This is a genomic window from Nonomuraea sp. NPDC051941 (assembly GCF_044593615.1).
In genome coordinates this window covers 1-17,578 of sequence record NZ_JBIUCF010000086.1, presented here as the reverse complement: position 1 = coordinate 17,578, position 17,578 = coordinate 1, and the positions used below count along the sequence as shown (strand labels likewise).

Below are 17,578 nucleotides of genomic sequence, written 5' to 3'. Positions count from 1 at the left end.
AAATTAAGATCCACCGTGGGAGAAAAGGAGTGAGTCATGGCCCGAGTGCTTGTTCTGACCGGTGATGCGGCGGAAGAGCTGGACTCCATGTACCCCGTCTTCCGGCTCCGGGAAGGAGGTCATGAGGCGATCGTGGCCGCCCCCACCACGCGTGCGGTAAAGCTGGTGGTCCACGACTTCGAGCCCGGCTGGGACGCCTACACCGAGAGGCCCGGCCATCAACTGCCGGTGGATCTCGCATTCGCCGACGTGCGCCCTGAGGACTACCAGGCGCTGGTGATCCCGGGCGGCCGCGCGCCGGAGTACATCCGCACCAATCCCGACGTCGCCCGTATCGTGCGCTACTTCTTCGAGCGCGGCCTGCCGGTGGGCACGATTTGCCACGGCCCGCAGGTGCCGGCGGCGCTTGGCCTGCTGCGCGGCCGTACCACGGCGGCGTTCCCGCCATTGAGGACCGACATGGAGATGGCGGGTGCGACCTTCGTGGACGCCCCCGACGTGGTGGACGGCGCGATGGTCTCCTGTCGTGGCTGGCCAGACCTGCCTGAATGGTCGCGTGCTTTCATGCGCGTGCTGGAGGGCGCGAACGTGTCGTTGTAGGTGGTTCGGTCGTGCCGACACTGCGCCTGCCGTAGCGTGTGCGAGCTCCGGCCACCAGAGAGGCAAACGCGTGCGGCATGATGATCGGCCGCGCTCCTTCGCTGGTCGTGGACGGGGGGCGGCCCCGGCCCGAGAGGCCGGGGCGCAGCGACGGCTATGGCGTCTCCAGCAGGACGCGTACATCCCATGGACCGAGACGTAGTTCCGCACCGGCCGCATGGTCAGCGCCGGCGAGCACATCACGCACCGCGGTCGGTGCCGTGACGGCGATCTCCTGCCAGGTCCAGTTGTGCAGGAAGCGCAGCCGCCGCCCGTCCGCCGTGACGGCGCCGGTTGAGGTGACGCCCGCCGGCATGCCGCCCCACGACCCGGCATCGGGGACGAGCCAGCGGAACAGCGCCGTGGCCATGCCGGGGTTGGGGATGGTGCCGACGTAGGTGATGCGGCCCGCGCCGTACGGGCGGGTGGTCACGGCCGCCCACCGGCCGAAGTGCGGGTGCCGGTAGTCGGCGAGCACCTCGGCGTCCTGCGCGTGCACGCCGTCCGCCCATCGGGTGGCCGCGGCGTCGGACGGCAGCGTCAGCGGTGAGCCGGGCATGGCCCGCACGGGCAGGTCGGCCGGCAGGTTGCTGAACTCGTCGTACGACACGCCCGCGGGCTCGGCGAGCCGGGCCGGCTGGACCTCGCGGCGCGCGCGTGCCTCGTGATCGGCGTAGGCGGTGCGCGGCCCGAGCACCAGGTGGCCGCCGGCCGAGGCGTAGGCCGCCAGCCAGTCCAGCGTGGCGTCGTCGGCCGCATACAGACCGGCGGCGACGAGGACGGGGTGCCGTGCGGCCAGCTCGCCCGGCTCGGCCGCCACCGCCTGAGCCGCGTGCAGCACCCGTACCTGGAGGCCCGCCTCGAACGCCCCACGGTAGAACGGGTCGAAGATGCCCTGGTAGGAATGCCGGTCCGGGCCGCCGTCCGGCAGCGCCAGAGCCGGCTGGGCGGTCAGCGCCCACTTGCTCGGCGTGGAGTAGAGCATCGCGACGTCGGCGTCCGGGGTCAGGCCCGCGACCAGCTCGCCGGCCGTCTCCAGCTCCGCGCCGATCTGGGCGATCTCCCGATAGACGCGGCCCGGGCGGCCGCTGTGCGGCAGGACGCCGCCCCAGTAGGTCTCGGTGCCGAAGACCAGGGTGCGCCACTGCCAGTACTCGATCATGTTCGCGCCCCGCGAGACGAGCGCCCAGGCGGCCTGCCGCCACTGACCGTCGTACGCGGGATGGTTCATCCACGACGGGCCGATGGCCTGCGCGTTGGTCTCGGTGACCAGGAAGGGCTCCTGACGTGAGGAGAACATCCGGTCGGCGCCGAGGTAGAACGACCACGTGTCGTGGGTGTCCCACAGCTGCGGGCCGCTCTGCCCGGCGGGCAGGGCGAGCCCGTCCTGCATGGCGTAGTACGGGTTACCGGCGGTGACGTCGAGACGCCGGGTCAGCTCGTCGTCGGCCACTCCGGGCCGTTCGTAGGAGACGCAGGTGGTGACGAACTGGTCCGGCCTGGCGTATTCGCGGACGATGTCCGCCTGCCAGGAGATGAACTCGGTGACCTGCTCGGCCTGAAAGCGACGCCAGGCCTGCTCGTACTGCGGTTGCGCGTTGCCGTCCGGCGTCCACAGGTCGGCCCAGGTCGACAGGCGATGCGACCAGTAGACCAGCCCCCACTCCTCGTTGAGCGTCTCCACGTCGCCGTAGCGGTCGCGCAGGTCATCAACGAAGCGCTGGAAGACGCCGTGGTTGTACAGCAGGTGCAGGCCGGGCTCGTTGTCCACCTGGAAGCCGATCACCGCCGGGTGGCCGGCGTACCGCTCCACGACGCGCCGGATGATCCGCTCGGCGTGGAAGCGGTAGGCCGGGTGGGTGAAGTCCATCTCCTGGCGGCCGCCCCACGGGATGCGCCGTCCCGCGCCCCGCTCGCCGGCGATCTCGGGGTACTGGCGGGCGAGCCAGGGCGGCACGGCATAGGTCGGGGTGCCGAGGATCACGCCGATGCCGCGCTCGTGCGCGCCGTCGAGCGTGGGCTGGAGCCAGTCCAGGTTGAAACGCCCGTTCTCGGGCTCCCAGGTCGACCAGACGGACTCGCCGACCCTGATGACGGAGAAGCGCGCCTCGGTCATCAGGTCGAGGTCGGTCTTCAGCAGCTCAGTGGGGTGGTATTCGGGATAGTAGGCGGCGCCAAAGAGTACCCGGGGCACGTGTGTTTCCTTCGATTCGTTCATTGCTTGACCCCGCCGGCGGTGAGGCCGTTCTGCCAGTAGCGCTGGAGCATCAGGAACGCCGCGACCAGCGGGATGATGGACAACAGCGAGCCGGTGACCACGAGGGGGATGACGTCGCCGGTGCCGCCGCCGCCCACCGACGCCCGCGCCGCCCAGTTGGCCAGGCCGACGGTGACGGGGTAGAGGGAAGGGTCGTTGAGCATGATCAGCGGCAGGAAGTAGTTGTTCCAGGTGGCGACGAGCGTGAAGAGCAGCACGGTGACGAAGCCCGGCGCGAGCAGGCGCAGCACCACCTGGCGGAAGATCCGGAACTCGCCGGCCCCGTCGATGCGGGCCGCTTCCAGGATGCTGTCGGGCACCGCCTCCTCGACGTACACCCGCATGAGGTAGAGCCCGAACGGGTTCGCCAGCGAGGGCAGGATGACCGCCCAGGGCGTGTTCACCAGCCCGGCATTCGAGAAGATCAGGTACGTGGGAATGACCAGGGCGGTGCTGGGCACCATGATCGCGCCGAGGACGGCTCCGAACAGCAGCCTGTTGCCGCGGAAGGCGAACTTGGCGAACCCGTAGCCGCCCAGGGCGGCCAGCAGCGCCGCGCCGCCCGCGCTCACCAGCGCGTACATCGCCGTGTTGAGCAGCCAGTGGACGTACACTCCGCCGTCGGCGGTGAACACGTTCCGGATGTTGGCCGGCAGCGCGAAGTCCCCGCCGAACCAGAGCCCGAAGCTGGAGAACAGCGTGCCGGTGCTCTTCGTGGCCGCCACCACCAGCCAGAACAGCGGCAGCAGGAAGTAGACGAAGACGGCGAGCATCCCCAGCGTGAGCACCGGGCTACGACGCCGGCCCGCTGCGGCGGAAGGGGCGGCGCCGGTCGCGGCCCGGGGCGGCGCCGTTGCGGTGACGGTCATGCTCTCCTCCGGGCGACGGCGAGCTGGACGGTGTACGACACCACGACGATGACGAGCCCGAGCAGGAAGGAGACGGCCGCCGCGTAGTTGACGTCCTGGCCGATGAAGGCCAGGGAGTAGGTGTACAGGTTGGGGGTGTAGGCGCTGTCGATGACGTTGGGGGCCAGGCGCTGCAGCAACGCCGGCTCGTTGAACAGCTGGAAGCTGCCGATCACCGAGAAGATCAGTGCCATCAGAAGGGCGGGGCGCAGGGCGGGGATCTTCACGCTCCAGGCGATCCGCCAGGCGCCGGCACCGTCCACGGCCGCGGCCTCGTACAGCTCAGTGGGGATGGCACGCAGCGCGGCATACAGGATGATCATGTTGTATCCGGTGAACTCCCAGGTCACGATGTTGGCCACCGAGCCCAGCATCAGGTCGCTGCTGAGCAGGTTCGGCGCGGGCAGGCCCAGCGCCTCGGCGAGCTGGGTGATCGGCCCGAACTGCGGGCCGTACAGGTAACTCCACATCAGCGCGGCGATCACGCCGGGCACCGCGTACGGGAGGAAGATCCCCAGCCGGACCACCCGCGACAGCCACATCACGCCGCTGTCCAGGGCGAGGGCGAACAACAACGCCAGCCCCAGCATGATCGGCACCTGGACGAGGAAGAACCGGCTCACGCGCAGCACGCCGTCGAGCAGTCGCTCGTCGCTCAGCGCCTGGATGTAGTTGTCGAGACCGGAGAACCGGACACCGCCGATCAACTGCTCCCGGAACAGGCTCAGGTATCCGGCGTACGCGAGCGGTGCCACGAGCATGGCGACGAACACGAGGAGGAACGGCGCGACGAAGAGGTAACCCACCCGGTTCCGGCGGGCGCTCGCCCGCCGGGACGGCGGCACTGTCATGACGCTCATGGCGCGACCTTGAAGCCCTGCTTCTCGGCGTAGGCGGTGATCGTCTGCTGCCACTTGTCCAACGCGGCGGCCGTGTCGGTCTTGTCGGCGAGCGACTTGCCCACCGTCTCGTTCCAGTCATTGTTGATCTGGTCCATGAACGGCAGCCAGGTGAAGTCGGCGGGGACCGTGCCGCTGATGTCGGCGAACACCTTGTTCACCTGCTGCCCGCCGTAGAAGTCCGATTTCTGCTCGACAAAGCCCGGGTCGCTCAGCAGCGCCTTGATCGGCGGGTACAGGAACTGCAGGGTCGTCAGCATCTTGGCCGACTCGGGGTCGGTGTTGAGGAATTGGGCGAACATGGCCGCGGCGATCGGGTTCTTGGTCGTCTTGACGACGGCGCTGGTCGAGCCGCCCCAGTTGCCGGACTTCTGTTCACCGGCCGTCCACTGCGGCAACGGCGCGACACGCCACTTTCCGCGGGTCTCCTTGGCACTGGTGGACAGGAAGAGCGGGCCCCAGGCGGCGGTCAGCCAGGTCGCGTACCTTCCCTTGTTGAGACCTTGGAACCACTGGTCGCTGAAGTCGGCGTCGGCGGACAGGACACCCTCCTTGACCAGGCCGCTCCAGTAGGAGGCGAGCTTCTTCGACGTCTCACCGGCGACGTCGACGGAGACCTGGTCGGCGCCCTTCATCTGGAACGGCTTGACACCGGCCTGCCACATCAGGCCCGTCCAGATGGAGTTGTGGTTGGTGGGGAAGTTGGTCAGGTACACGCCGGGGTCGGCGGCGTGCAGCTTGCGGGCCGCGGCGGCGAACTCGTCCCACGTCTTCGGCGGCTGGATGCCGTGCTTGTCGAAGATGTCCTTGCGGTAGAGCATCCCCATCGGCCCGGTGTCCTGGGGGATCGCCCAGACTTCGCCGTTCCTGCCGCTCACCTGGCCCCACGCCCAGTCGACGAACCGATCCTTGAGCGCCCCCGCGCCGTACGGCCGCAGGTCCAGCAGACCGCCGGTGATGGCGAAGCCGGGAATGTGCTGGTACTCGATCTGCACGACGTCCGGTGCGCCACTGCCTGCCTTGAGCGCCGTCCGCAGTTTCGTGTACTCCGCCTGGCTGTTACCTGCGTTGACCACCTTGACGCTGATGGCGGGATATTTCTTCTGGAACAGCGCCACTTCCTTCTCGATGTCGGGCAGCCAGGTCCAGAACGTGAGCTCGGTCGGCGTCTTCATCGCCTTGTCGATGTCGGCCTGGCTGATGGCGGCGGCGGGCTTGCCCCCGCCGCCGTCAGTGCTGCCGGTCGTGCCGCCGGCGCATCCGGCGAGGAACAGGGTGGCGGCGGCTCCCACGGCGAGCCACCTCATCCTTGGCATGGTCATCTCTTACTCCTTGGGGGGATGGTCGACCGGCGTAGCACGAGCTGCGCCGGCAAGTCGTCGACGGTCGCCGAGCCCGGGGCGTCCTCGATCTGGTGGACGAGCAGGTCGAGCGCGTGTGCGGCGGTCGCCTCGAAGTCCTGGCCGATGGTGGTGAGCGGTGGCGACAGGTACGCCGCGGCCGGGATGTCGTCCATCCCGACGACGCTCACCTCTTCGGGGACGGCACGGCCCGCCTCGGCCATGGCCCGCAGCAGGCCGATCGCCATCTCGTCGTTGGCCACGAACACCGCGGTGACCTCCGGGTCTGCGGCCAGCCGCCGGCCGGCCTCGTAACCCGAGGCAGGCGACCAGTCCCCTTCGATCGGCGGTGGCGCGGCGATCCCCGCGGAGTCGAGCGCGTGCCGCCAACCGCGGGCCCGGTCGCGCGACGACGGCCACCGACCAGGTCCCGCGACATGCCAGACCGTCGCGTGCCCCAGACCGAGCAGGTGCTCGGTGGCGACCCGGCCCGCATCGACGCCGGATGTTCCGGTGACCACCATCCGGGGCCCGTCGAGACCAGGGAACCTGCCAAAGCTGAGCACGGGGATGTCCGGGTCGATGCGCAGCTCCTGCCCATCGTCTATCGGCTCGGACAGCACGATGCCGTCCACACCCTGGTCCAGCAGGGACTCCACCGCGCCCATGATGCTGTCCGGTCTGCCCTCGAACGTGTGGACCACGCTCAACGCGTAGCTCGTCTGCCTGGCCCGCCGCTCCAGCGCGACCAGCAGCGACGAGGGCCCGTACAGCGAGCTGCCGAGCGAGACCACCCCGATGCGCTGGAAGCGGCCCAGATTGAGCGCGCGGGCCGCGGTGTTGGGCCGATACCCGAGCTCGCGTGCCACCGCGAGAACCCGCTCCCGAACGTCGGCGCTGACGTACGGCTCTCCGTTCATGACACGCGAGACGGTCTTCTGCGAGACGCCGGCGCGCCGCGCGACGTCGATGCTGGTAGGGGCGCGGCGCCTGGCCTCCGACATGAGGACTCCTCGATACTGACTACGTAGTCATACAGGGTGGATCTGTCGCCTGACTACGTAGTCAGACGGGGGATGCCCATTACTCTCGATTCCGGACACACCTCTTGTCAAGGGCTGATTTCACGCTCGTTTCCGCCCGTGGCCACCCCACATGCGCCGGCCGCGCTGACTGGGGCGCTCACAGGCGGCGGCTTCTCCATGGAAAGCCGCTGCGGGCCACACCCTCGCAGACGTGATCTACTGCCACCCATGCCAGACGATGGCTGCTCCATGGCTGCTCGTACGCGCCCGATCTGCCGCGCGGCTCGGGCCCCTCGCCGAGCACCCTGGCCTATGCGTTACTCGCATGGACGCGATACGGCGCGGCGACACAAAGCAACATTCGGCGGCACTGAGCGGCCGGCGTACATCGAAGACCCCAAATTCAATGGCACCCTCGACCCCAGCATGCCGAGCTTCGAACACATCGTCCAGACCGGCCGCCGCGCCGGGGGCTACATCGACTATGCCAACCAGCGCAACCGCATTCTCCAACCCGCTCTCGTCCTCGCCCAAGAACGGGGGCTCGCCAAGCACATCACCCCGCACGCTCTCCGCCACACCATGATCACCATGCTCCGCGACGGCGGTGTCGCCCCCGGCGTCATGCAACGCGCGCTCATCCTCAACGCCGTCCAACCCGTTGTCACCGCAGCGTCCAGATCAACGCTCCTCGGATGAAACTCCGCAGAATTCGTGCCTGAACCTGTCGGCAGCCACCCGGCGCAGTTCGGCAACCCCGCCGCGCGGGCGTGTCCAGGTCAACGGCTCTGTCCCGTAGGTAACCGGCATGGTTGGCTAGCGTCCGGCCTCCGACGGACGGTCACCGGGCCGCCAACCCTTGGCGTACAGCTCCTTGACCGGCCCGAACTCGGTGAGGTCCCGGCGCGAACCCGCGATCAGCCAGCTCGCCACGAAGATTCCGACCGCGATCAGGACGGTGCCCAGGGCGATGGCGTCCATCAAGAACGCGACGACCGTAACCGCGGCCAAGGGTCCGATCAGCACGGACCCGGCGATTCTCCAGCCGCGCTTCCTCCTGCACCGGCGGCAGCGCGGCACGTGGACCGTAACCGTCCGCCAGGTTATCCGGGTCTGGTAGTACGCGGTCTCGCGGTCGACGTCACCGTGCATAGGCAGTTTCAGCGCGCACGCCTTGTCGGCGTCCTGTCCGCAGAAGAAGCAGGAGGCATAGGAGAGGTTGTCGCGAATGATGTCGACGTTCTCCTGCACGCGGTCACGGACCGATTCCGTGTTCGCCAGGGCGAGGGCGGGCTGGAGAAGGTCCAAAGATCGCTGATACCCCTTGGCCGTGTTGACGTAGGCCACGACGCAACCGAGAACTGTCAGGGCCATGTCGTCACCGGCGTCCCGCACCACCCGGTGATCGTCGGGCAGCACGCTGGTCACCACTCTGAGAAGGGGCTTGGCCTCATCGAGGAACCGCTCGGCCAGCTCGTCCCCACGCCCAGGGGCCGCTCTGACGGCCTGCCCCGCGTTCTCGCACAGCATCTTGATCCTGGACTTCTCGTGCTCCACCGCGCCGTGCAGGGCCTCGTCGACCAGCTCGGACGCGAATCCGGACGCACGCATGCCGCTGATGTGCCCGCGTGAGTCCTTGAGCTGCCCGTCCCGTGCGGCTGCGACCGCCAGTTGGGCGTTGATCGCCAGCAGGGCAGCAGGCAGATCCTCGCGTATCCGGCGGACCGTGCCCGCGGTCAACCGCGGATCGTCGAGCTCCTTGGCCCGTGCCCGCATCAGGTCCCAGAAGGAGTCGTCGGCAATCACCTCGGCCCAGCACTTGTAAGCCCGCTTCCACAGCCGTATGGCGTCGGCGTCCAGCCTGTCCGCGTCAAGCGCCCAAACGTGTGACAACACCGCGATGTTGTGCACCGCGATGGCCTTGGCGGGCCGCTTCGTCGTGCGCTCCCACACGCGGAGCGCGTCGTACGGCTCGCCCTTGAGCAGGGCGGCCATGGCGGCGTCGGTCTCGCCGTTGGCCATCGGCCACAGCCAGAACAGCTCGTCCACCAGCCGGGACACCGGATCCCTGAGCCGCTGTGCGGCCCGTTGCCGCGCGTCCTCGTCAGGGGGTTGCGCGGGCGGCAGTATCCCCTCGCTCGCGCCGGACCTGCCGAGGCTCTCCATGAGGCGCAGTTTCTCTGTGTGCCTCCGGATGTCGCGTGTCGTCGCGCGCACCGGGAGCCCCGTGATCCGGAAGGCGTTCTCCCGGTACAGGTCCGGCCGCAGCCCCACCAGCTTCATCCGGCGGCTCCGGAGATCCGCAGGGTGACCGTACGATTCCGAGCGTCGTCGCGGTACGGCGGCATGACCCCGCCCAGGGAGGACAGCGCGAACCTGGTCGTGGGGATCCGCGACGTGGTGCGGAGGATCTCGCGAACGTAGGTAGCCCTGGCCAGGCCGAGGTCGGTGTTGCTGACGTACTCGCCGCCCGGCAGGAGCGCGTCGCGGTCCGTGTGGCCGACGACGGCCACGTCTATCTCGTTGGCGTACGGGCGCAGGCGCCTGCCCAGGCCGTCGAGCACGGCCTGACCGCGGCGAGTCAGCTCGGTGCCCTGGCTGAACAGGGCCTCTTTGAAGACGATGGAGATCTCCCCCGGTGACCGCCTCACCCGGATTCCCGGCACATCGAGTCTCATGCGGGCGAGCACGTCGGGCTTCTCCGGCGGCGAGATCGTCACGACTGTCGGTGGGGCGGCGACCTCCTGGCCCGTCGGCAGGGCCGCGGGCTGCTGGGACATCCGCAGCCCGGCGGTCTCCAGGCGGATATCGACGAGCAGGACGAGCACCGCACCTGTGACCAGCACCGTGCACGTGGCGAGCAGGCCCTTGCCGAGCCTGCGTCGCCGGGCGGCGGGACGCATGGCCGCGATCCGCCGCCGCCCGGCGGCGATCTCCGCCCCGCCTGGGGCCAGCCGCTCCGCCTCGGCCCAGCACTGGTCCGCCCGGTCGAGGTCGCCCTGCTGGGCGTGGATGCGAGCCAGCAGGTCCAGCACGGTCACGCTGGGCTCCTCCTGGAGATCTTCCAGCAGCTCCACGGCCTCGCCGTGGCGACCGCTCCGTGCCAGGGTCCTGGCCTGGGCCAGGACCAGCTCGCGGGTGATGGAAAGGGACATGGTCACCTGCTTCATGACCCGCGTACGACGGTGCTGGACAGATCGAGCGGTGGCGGCGCGGGCAGCATGCTCTCCAGTTCGCGGTTCACGTCGCGTACCGTCCTCATGTCGCCCCGCTCCATCGCCTTCCTGCCCGTGTCGATGAGCTGGGCCGCCTCGTGCCTGTCACGCATGTCAGGCAGCAGGCTCCGGAGATGGTCGAACCGGATGCGGGGGAGCTCGTCCGTTCTCTCCAGCACTTCCGCCGCCAGTCCGTACAGGTCGTCGACACGTCTCCTGAGCAGGTCGGCGTCATGAGCGTTGATCGCCTCCCGCATCGCGGACTCGAGCGTGGTCAGGGTCCGCTGGTCGTTCATGTCGCCCATGCTCAGCACGATGTCCCGGACGCCGGCCATCGTGTCCTTCGCCTCCTGGACCAGCTTGGGCCACTCGACCATCTCCTCAACCTCGTCGATGGCAACCTGGAGATCGAGCAGACGCTTGCCGCACTCCGTGGCGGCGTTCGGATCGGCGCGGGCCGCATCGACAAGCCGGTCGAGGTCCTTGGCGGTCCCTTCCGCGTCGATCCTGGCGAGCAGCGTCTCGGCCCTGGCGTCGCCGAGGTCGCCGGCCTCCGTGCGCAGCTCGTGCAGCCGGTGCTTTTCCGCATGCACCTTCCTGTTCAGCTCGTCGTGCGTGGGAGTCGTCTCGGTACGCAGGTTGACGACGTGCTCGAACTCCTCGTCAAGGAGCGGGATGTAGGCACGGGCGACGACCAGCCGGGATTCGTCGACCACCACGGAGAACTCCACCTCGCTGCCCGCCGGCACGTCACGGGTGACCTGGCCAGGATCGATCTGCAACCGGCCGACCCGCCGGTTGCGGTCGGCGCGCGAATGCTCGCCCTCCACGATCGGGATGCGGATGTAGCCCTCGAGACGGCTCCTGCTGAGCGCGATCGTGGTGCGCAGCGTGTGCCTGCGCCGCGCCGGGAGCGGCGTCCCCCTCGGGAGCAGCCAGGCCACGCCTTGGTCCTCCAGCCATACGCCGATCGCGTTGGTGAGCGTGGGTTGGGAGTCGACGGCTCCGACGGTGTAGGTCAGCCGGTCGGGGGTCACCTTGCGCCGGGTTCCCGAGCCGTCGGTGAGCTCGACGCGGAACGTGTTGGCCCGCCCGCGCTCGGCCCACAGTGTGGTGGTGAACGTCCCGTCGGCGTCCAGCGCGATCTTGCCGCTCCGCCACTCCGGCCGGGCCTCCGGGTTGACCAGCTCGATCGCGAACCCCGCTGTGTCCGCCCCCGACACCCGGCCTCCGATGAGCGGCTCGGTGTCCGCCCCCACCGGCTGGTAGGCCAGATCCACTACGTACTCGCCGGCGGGCGGGACGGACAGCGGCTCCATGGCGTCCAGGCGTTGGGTTCCGGCGAAGATGGCGGCGCCCGTGGCCACGGCCGTGATGGGGTCCCTGCTGTGGTCGAGCGGGATCCCGAGCCCCTCCCGGGGGTCGGCAAGCCGTTCCCGGAGGTACGGCGACAGTGTTGGGCCACCCACCAGCAGGACCTTCTCGATGTCGGCCGCGCCGAGCCCGCGCTCCTCCAGTGCCTTCTTGCAGAGGTTCACCGAGCGCACGATGAGCGGCTCGGTGAGCCGCTCCAGCTCCGCCCGCCCCAGGTCGTAGAAGAAGTCGATATCGTCGCCACGGTCGTCCTTCAGCAAGAGGGAGATCGACGCGGAATCGCTCCGCGACAGCTCGATCTTGGCCTCTTCCGCGGCCCGCTTGAGCTGGCTGATGGTCGCGAGTGAGCTCGGGTTGCCCCGGCTGAGATCGGCGAACCGGTACTCCCTCGTCAGGGCCGGGACGAACAGCTCCTCGACGATCTTCCAGTCGATCAGCTTCCCGCCGAGGGTGTTGTCACCCCGGTGGTTGACGACGGTGAACTCGCCGTCCCTGATATTGACCACGGCCGCGTCGAACGTCCCGCCTCCCAGGTCGTACACCAGCCAGAAGGCGTTGTCAGCCGTGCTCTGGAACCCGTACGCCAGCGCGGCCGCGGTGGGCTCCTGCAGCAGCGGCGCGTGCTCCAGCCCGGCGAGCTTGGCGGCCTGCTTGGTCGCCTCGCAAGCGCTCAACTGGAAGGCCGCCGGCACCGTGATGACCGCCGCCCGCAGATCATCGCCGGTCCGCTGCGCTACGTCGCCCTTCAGCGACTTCAGCACTTCAGCGGACATCTCCTCCGGCGTCATCGACCGGCCGCCGTCGGCGAAGACCTTGGGCTGATCTGTCATGCCCATCCTGGCCTTGAACTCGATGCAGGTGTTCTCGTGATCCAACTCGCTGCGCTTCTTGGCGACGTCGCCGACGTGGAGCCGTTCCGCTCGGTCGATCCAGATGGCGGAAGGAGTGATCTCTGATTGGCGGTTGTTCTTGACCACCTCGACATCGACGCCGTTCAGCACGGCGATCGAGCTGTTGGTGGTACCGAGGTCGATCCCGTAGCCGATCGTGGTCCTGGTCACGGGGTGGCTTCCTTCGCGACGGGGTCGGGGGTTCCCACGATCACCTCTCCTCGCTGAATCACATGATCGTTCAGGTAGATGCTCGGCCGGATGGTCTCCACCACCCGGTCACGGTCGAGTCCGAGCGCGGGCTGGTAGGACAGCACCTCGATCGCGAGCCCCGGGTCGAACGGATCGTTCAAGTGCTCCTGGATCTTGATGCCGGCCTGGGTGAAGGTATCCCAGGCCATCTCCAGGTAGCGGGTCACGGCCCGCGTCTCCCCCGGGAGCCGCCGCACCCGGCGATCGAGCCGCCAGATACTCGTCACCACCTCGGCCACCGAGCGCCCTGGGAGAGTGTCGTCCGGAGTCTCCGTGGGCCGGTCCCTCACGAGACGCTCGAACGCCACCAGGGCATCCTCAGGCCAGGCCGCAGCGTGGATGCGGAATTCCCTCGAGTGACGTAGCTGCCGTACCTGCGCCCTTACGGAACTCAGCAGTCCCACGTCCGCACGTCCCTTCCCGCTTGATCGCCGCTGTTCGACGCAAGGTAGCGCCACACATTCGGGACCGGTCCCGTCTTGTGTCGTACGGCCGGTGAGGGGGAATCGCGGAGCTGTAGCGCGTCAAATCTCGCGCGCATGGTTGAGCTGGGGTTTCTCCGAGCGCACGTGACGCTCGCCATAGATCAGCATGCGGTCGGTTCACTCGACTCCCACCGTCCGGACCCAGCGCTCGGCATGGCAGTTCGCCCTCGACGTCCGCGGCGGCGTCTTCACCGCCGTGATGGCAGGGCCTCGGTGGCCTTGGTATTGGCCTCGGTGTTGGCCTCAGCGCTTCGCCGAGGTGGGTGGCGGCGCTGTGGCGCAGCTGGTGCAGGTCGAGGCCGGCGTAGCAGTCTGGGCTGTACCGAGCTGACTTCGGGTGACATAGGCCGTCAAAACGGGCGACCAAGACGCTGTGTATTTCCCCGCTCACCCAGTAAATTCGAGGTTCCCGGTGATCGGCGAGGGGAGAACGGACGGTGCGCCAGGGCAGGACGGTCGGCGGGCGCTACCGCCAGGAGACCTGCCTTGTCAGCAGCCGCGCCACAGAGGTCTGGGTGGCCCGCGACCTGCTGCTCAACCGGGATGTCGTGCTCAAACGCATGCTCGTGGACAACGCCGGCTTCAGCCGTTTACAGGCCGAGGCCCGCGCCCTGGCCGCCTTCAACCACCCGCACGTGGTCACCCTGTACGACGCCGTGCAGGACGAGGACGAGGCGGCATCGTGGATGGTGATGGAGCACGCACCCGGCGGAAGCCTCGACGAACACCCGCCCATGCCGCCGCAGCAGGCGGCGCGGCTCGGCGCGCAGATCGCCGGCGCGCTGGCCGCCCTGCACGGCAAGGGCATCGTGCACCTGGACGTGAAGCCGGGCAACATCATCCTTACCGACGACGGTGTGACCAAGCTGGCCGACTTCGGCGCCGCGTACCGGGTCGGCGGCAGGGAGACGATCACGCCCAACGGCGCCATCAGCTACACCGTCGACTACGCCTCGCCCGAGGTGGTCCTGGGGCGGCCGGAACCGGCCTCGGACGTGTTCTCCCTCGGCGCCACCCTGTATGCGCTGGTCGCCGGGCGGCCGCCGCGGCCGGGGGCGGACGAGGAGGAGTCCGACACGTACGTCACGGCGTGGGAGGCCGCGCGTGGCGCCGTCGATATGACGGCCGACGTCGGGCCGCTGGAGAGCCTGCTGGCGGACATGCTGCAGCGTGAGCCGGTGGAGCGGCCGAGCGCCGCTGAGGTCCAGCGGCGGCTGGAGAAGATCGCGGGATCCGCGCCGCCCCGTCCCCGGCGGTGGCCGTTCATCGTGGGGGGCGCGGCGTTGGTCGTTGTCGTCGCCGCTTACGCGGTGTATCACACGGTGAGCCGGCCGCCGGGCGAAAGGAACCCAGACGCGCTCACAGCAGGCTCGGCCAGTTCGGCCAGGCCCTCAGCCGGCCCGGCAGGGCACCCGGCCGGCGCGGTCGCTCCATCGGTCAGCTCATCGGCTTCCCTGATCGGTGACCCGCGCACCGCCGATCCGTGCGCCCTGACCGACCCCACCGCGCTCAGCCGGTTCGGCAGGACGGAGCTCGACGTCGACTACGGCAACTTCGACCGGTGCGACGTCATCGTTCTCCCGCCCGCCAAGGGCGTCGTCGACGTCAAGGTGCTGCTCGACCGCGACCCGCCACCCGAGCGGGCCCGGCCGGTCAGGACCGTGGGCCCGATCGAGATCGTCCACGACCCCGCCGAGAGCACGGTGTGCTCACGCACGCTCTTGCTGCCCGGCGTCCATGACACCGTCGTGAAGATCTTCGCGGACATGGTGGAGGACGGCGAAGCCGACCTGTGCGCCATCGCCGACGCCGCCACCACCACGGCGGCCCAGGTGCTCGCCGGCGGCCCGATCAAACGCCGCTCCCCGCCACCGCCCGCCGGCTCCCTGGCCCAGAAGGACGCCTGCGCGCTGCTGCGCGGCGACGCACACATCGACTCCGCCAACCTCGATCCCGGGTTCGGTGGATGGCAGTGCTCCTGGGACAGCACCACCGACGACACGTCGGTGTATCTGCAGTTCGACCGCGAACTGCTGCGAAACACCGAGGACGACGGGACGCCCACCCGCGTCAACGGCTACCGGGCCTTCGTCACGCCGAAGGGCGAGGGCGGCGGGACCTGCCTGCTCCAGGTGGTCTACCGGTCGTACACTGACCAGCGCGGCGAGACCGCCGTGGAGAAGGTGCGGATCGTGGTCGACGGCTCGCTCCCCACGGACCGGCTGTGCCGGATGGCCACCGACCTCGCTCGCTCCGCCGCTGCCCAGCTCCGCGGATCGTGACCTCCGGGACCGGTCCGGACGAACCCTGAGATCCTGCTTGTGCGCACATCCGACCAGCGCCGATGGAGGCGAAACGATGAGTGGCAGCCTCGCGCACGGCGTGGGCTCGGCCCTGCCCGGCACACTGCACGCCCGTACGATCATGGGCGGTATCAGGGTTCAACCTACCCCCGGTCGCAACGTGCGCTTCGGCCGCGCTGAACGCCCCGACGTCGACCTGAGCGTCGGCGTGGACGACCAGTCGGTGAGCCGCCTGCACGCCGAGGTGACCTACCGGGACGAACGGTGGTGGCTGCGTAACGTGGGCTGGCAGCTCCTGCGCCTGCCGCGCGGCCGGCTGGTGCATTCCTCGACCGACCCCATCCCGCTGGCCGACGGCTACACCCCGCTGTTCATCAGGGGCTCCGGCTACCGGCAGCACCTGGTGGAGCTCTACGTCACCGGCGAGGACGGTGAGCCCCAGACGAACCGGCACCGGGCCGAGACCATCCCGCCCAGGATCTGGGATCTGAGCGACGCGGAACGCCTGCTCCTGGTGGTCCTGGGTGAGCACTATCTGCTGTACGAGGAGTCGCCCCGGCCGTTGACGTACAAGCAGGCCGCGGAGCGGCTAGCCTACCTCCGCCCGGAGGAGGGCTGGCGGGCACGCACCATCGAGAACAGGATCGAGATCGTCCGCCACCGCCTCGACGCCGGCGGCTTCCCGTACCCGCTGCTCCACGACAAGGACGCCGGCCGGCCGTACGACAACCAGCTCCTGCACAACCTCCTCAGGGGCCTGGTGGAGTCGACGACCCTGGTTCCGCCGGACCTGAACCTCCTGGAATCCGACCTATGACTCTGCGCCTGCCGAAAACCACATCCATGCACGTCAAGCAGGCTCTGCATCGCTTTCGAAGCGACTACAAGTTCTGCTGGCAAGCAGACGCACATCGCCTACCGATGGCAGCTCGCTGGTTGCTCGTACGCGTTCGATCCGCCATGGGGCTGGAGCCTCGTCACGCATTCCCGACACGATGACAGGGATGATCTGGGACACAGCGATAGAAAACTTACTCCTGCGGCACTGAGCGGCACCAATCGAACCGACCCATAATCCGTGGGCCGTGGGTTCAAGTCCCACCCGCCCTACCGACATCACCGCATGTCGAAGGCCCGTTTTGGACGATGCCAGCAGGTCGTTAATGATCACCTCAAGATCATGTTCCTCCGGTGTTCCCGCATCTCGCCATGCGGCAGTCGACATTTGATCATCCCCGCGCGTCCCCGCCGCCTACCAGCCCCTGCGTCCGTCACCATGCCACCACCACGTCAACGGGGGCACAGGCGGCGAGAATCATCGAACGCACGGCCAAGAACGGCGGGAAGTCCTGGCTGGTCAAATGGCGGATCGACGGCGGCAGGAACAACAAGGAAGACTTCAAGACCTGCTACGACCGCCAGATCGCCGACGACTTCGCCGCACTGGTCACGCTCAGCGGCGAGAACCGACCGCACGGCTACCCAAAGGCTGCCACGGCATCGAAGACCCGAACTACGACCCCACACGCGACCCTGACATGCCGAGCTTCGAACACTACGCCCGCCACAACTACGCCACCCGCCTCGGCGCCTCCCCCACCCAACGCGCCACCTACCTCGCCGAAGCCGAACGCCACGTCTTCCCCCGCTTCGGACACCTGCCGCTCGACCAGGTCACCCGCCGCGTGCTGAGGGAATGGGTGGAATGGATGCTCACCAAACCGTCCACCAGCAACCAGCACCAACCCCGCCGACAGCCGGCGCTGCCGCTTGCAAAGGCCGCAAACGCTGGATCACTCGCTGGAAAGCCGCTCTGAACGCCTTCGCCATCACTTCGAAGGCCGCCCGACCCCGACCACCCGTTAATCAAACAAGATCGAGATACACCACTGACTGGGCTCTGGCCCACTTTCGGTGGTGACGGAACGTGATAGTTCGTGTCGTTACATGGCTATCTCGGGGTGCTGTGTCAGCGTGACGCCGGTGTGACG

Annotated in this window: 14 protein-coding genes; 5 read left to right on the top strand and 9 right to left on the bottom strand. The window is 68.7% G+C overall.

The window, feature by feature from the left end:
* Nucleotides 1-36: 36 nt before the first annotated feature.
* Entirely contained in the window at nucleotides 37-600 is a 564-nt protein-coding gene (locus tag ACIHFD_RS64320) for a DJ-1/PfpI family protein (RefSeq protein WP_397375353.1), read from the top strand.
* A gap of 154 nt (nucleotides 601-754) precedes the next feature.
* Here the strand turns inward: ACIHFD_RS64320 and ACIHFD_RS64315 are convergent, their stop codons facing one another.
* Genes ACIHFD_RS64315 through ACIHFD_RS64295 form a run of 5 tightly spaced genes read right to left on the bottom strand, consistent with a single transcriptional unit; the run spans nucleotide 755 to nucleotide 7,047 of the window.
* Entirely contained in the window at nucleotides 755-2,833 is a 2,079-nt protein-coding gene (locus ACIHFD_RS64315) for a beta-galactosidase (RefSeq protein ID WP_397375352.1), read from the bottom strand.
* Between the two features lie 20 nt (nucleotides 2,834-2,853).
* Complete coding sequence (locus ACIHFD_RS64310; RefSeq protein WP_397375351.1) at nucleotides 2,854-3,765, bottom strand: carbohydrate ABC transporter permease; 912 nt, start codon at nucleotides 3,763-3,765, stop codon at nucleotides 2,854-2,856.
* Nucleotides 3,762-4,664, bottom strand: coding sequence for a carbohydrate ABC transporter permease (locus ACIHFD_RS64305; protein ID WP_397375350.1), 903 nt, complete (start codon nucleotides 4,662-4,664; stop codon nucleotides 3,762-3,764). The genes ACIHFD_RS64310 and ACIHFD_RS64305 overlap by 4 nt, the downstream gene beginning before the upstream one ends.
* Complete coding sequence (locus ACIHFD_RS64300; RefSeq protein ID WP_397375349.1) at nucleotides 4,661-6,025, bottom strand: extracellular solute-binding protein; 1,365 nt, start codon at nucleotides 6,023-6,025, stop codon at nucleotides 4,661-4,663. Before ACIHFD_RS64300 ends, ACIHFD_RS64305 begins: the two co-directional genes overlap by 4 nt.
* A complete protein-coding gene (locus ACIHFD_RS64295; RefSeq protein ID WP_397375348.1) occupies nucleotides 6,022-7,047 on the bottom strand; it encodes a LacI family DNA-binding transcriptional regulator in 1,026 nt (341 codons plus the stop codon). The genes ACIHFD_RS64300 and ACIHFD_RS64295 overlap by 4 nt, the downstream gene beginning before the upstream one ends.
* 447 nt (nucleotides 7,048-7,494) lie before the next feature.
* On the opposite strand from ACIHFD_RS64295, the gene ACIHFD_RS64290 reads away from it, so the two are divergent.
* Nucleotides 7,495-7,767, top strand: a complete 273-nt coding sequence (locus ACIHFD_RS64290; RefSeq protein WP_397375347.1) for a hypothetical protein — start codon at nucleotides 7,495-7,497, stop codon at nucleotides 7,765-7,767.
* A gap of 117 nt (nucleotides 7,768-7,884) precedes the next feature.
* On the opposite strand, the gene ACIHFD_RS64285 is transcribed toward ACIHFD_RS64290, so the two are convergent.
* The 4 genes from ACIHFD_RS64285 to ACIHFD_RS64270 are packed head-to-tail and all read right to left on the bottom strand — an operon-like array spanning nucleotide 7,885 to nucleotide 13,038.
* Nucleotides 7,885-9,351, bottom strand: coding sequence for a hypothetical protein (locus ACIHFD_RS64285; protein WP_397375346.1), 1,467 nt, complete (start codon nucleotides 9,349-9,351; stop codon nucleotides 7,885-7,887).
* On the bottom strand, nucleotides 9,348-10,223 hold the full coding sequence (locus ACIHFD_RS64280) for an OmpA family protein (protein WP_397375345.1): 876 nt from the start codon (nucleotides 10,221-10,223) through the stop codon (nucleotides 9,348-9,350). The genes ACIHFD_RS64285 and ACIHFD_RS64280 overlap by 4 nt, the downstream gene beginning before the upstream one ends.
* 11 nt (nucleotides 10,224-10,234) lie before the next feature.
* Entirely contained in the window at nucleotides 10,235-12,718 is a 2,484-nt protein-coding gene (locus ACIHFD_RS64275; protein ID WP_397375344.1) for an Hsp70 family protein, read from the bottom strand.
* Nucleotides 12,715-13,038 (bottom strand): hypothetical protein, encoded by a 324-nt coding sequence (locus ACIHFD_RS64270; protein WP_397375343.1) that lies wholly within the window; start codon nucleotides 13,036-13,038, stop codon nucleotides 12,715-12,717. Before ACIHFD_RS64270 ends, ACIHFD_RS64275 begins: the two co-directional genes overlap by 4 nt.
* A gap of 683 nt (nucleotides 13,039-13,721) precedes the next feature.
* Between ACIHFD_RS64270 and ACIHFD_RS64265 the strand changes: the two genes are divergently transcribed.
* From ACIHFD_RS64265 to ACIHFD_RS64255, 3 genes are all read left to right on the top strand, one after another.
* The gene (locus ACIHFD_RS64265; protein ID WP_397375342.1) at nucleotides 13,722-15,566 is read left to right on the top strand and encodes a serine/threonine-protein kinase; all 1,845 of its coding nucleotides are present in this window, start codon (nucleotides 13,722-13,724) and stop codon (nucleotides 15,564-15,566) included.
* 76 nt (nucleotides 15,567-15,642) lie between these two features.
* On the top strand, nucleotides 15,643-16,404 hold the full coding sequence (locus ACIHFD_RS64260; protein WP_397375341.1) for an FHA domain-containing protein: 762 nt from the start codon (nucleotides 15,643-15,645) through the stop codon (nucleotides 16,402-16,404).
* A 721-nt stretch (nucleotides 16,405-17,125) separates the two neighbouring features.
* Entirely contained in the window at nucleotides 17,126-17,404 is a 279-nt protein-coding gene (locus ACIHFD_RS64255; protein ID WP_397375340.1) for a hypothetical protein, read from the top strand.
* Nucleotides 17,405-17,578 lie beyond the last annotated feature (174 nt).

Bases quoted from the DNA above. Each gene is read 5' to 3' on its own strand.
- ACIHFD_RS64320 (WP_397375353.1), top strand. From the start codon at position 37: ATGGCCCGAGTGCTTGTTCTGACCGGTGATGCGGCGGAAGAGCTGGAC.
- ACIHFD_RS64310 (WP_397375351.1), bottom strand. From the start codon at position 3,765: ATGACCGTCACCGCAACGGCGCCGCCCCGGGCCGCGACCGGCGCCGCC.
- ACIHFD_RS64305 (WP_397375350.1), bottom strand. From the start codon at position 4,664: ATGAGCGTCATGACAGTGCCGCCGTCCCGGCGGGCGAGCGCCCGCCGG.
- ACIHFD_RS64300 (WP_397375349.1), bottom strand. From the start codon at position 6,025: ATGACCATGCCAAGGATGAGGTGGCTCGCCGTGGGAGCCGCCGCCACC.
- ACIHFD_RS64295 (WP_397375348.1), bottom strand. From the start codon at position 7,047: ATGTCGGAGGCCAGGCGCCGCGCCCCTACCAGCATCGACGTCGCGCGG.
- ACIHFD_RS64290 (WP_397375347.1), top strand. From the start codon at position 7,495: ATGCCGAGCTTCGAACACATCGTCCAGACCGGCCGCCGCGCCGGGGGC.
- ACIHFD_RS64285 (WP_397375346.1), bottom strand. From the start codon at position 9,351: ATGAAGCTGGTGGGGCTGCGGCCGGACCTGTACCGGGAGAACGCCTTC.
- ACIHFD_RS64280 (WP_397375345.1), bottom strand. From the start codon at position 10,223: ATGTCCCTTTCCATCACCCGCGAGCTGGTCCTGGCCCAGGCCAGGACC.
- ACIHFD_RS64260 (WP_397375341.1), top strand. From the start codon at position 15,643: ATGAGTGGCAGCCTCGCGCACGGCGTGGGCTCGGCCCTGCCCGGCACA.
- ACIHFD_RS64255 (WP_397375340.1), top strand. From the start codon at position 17,126: ATGCCGAGCTTCGAACACTACGCCCGCCACAACTACGCCACCCGCCTC.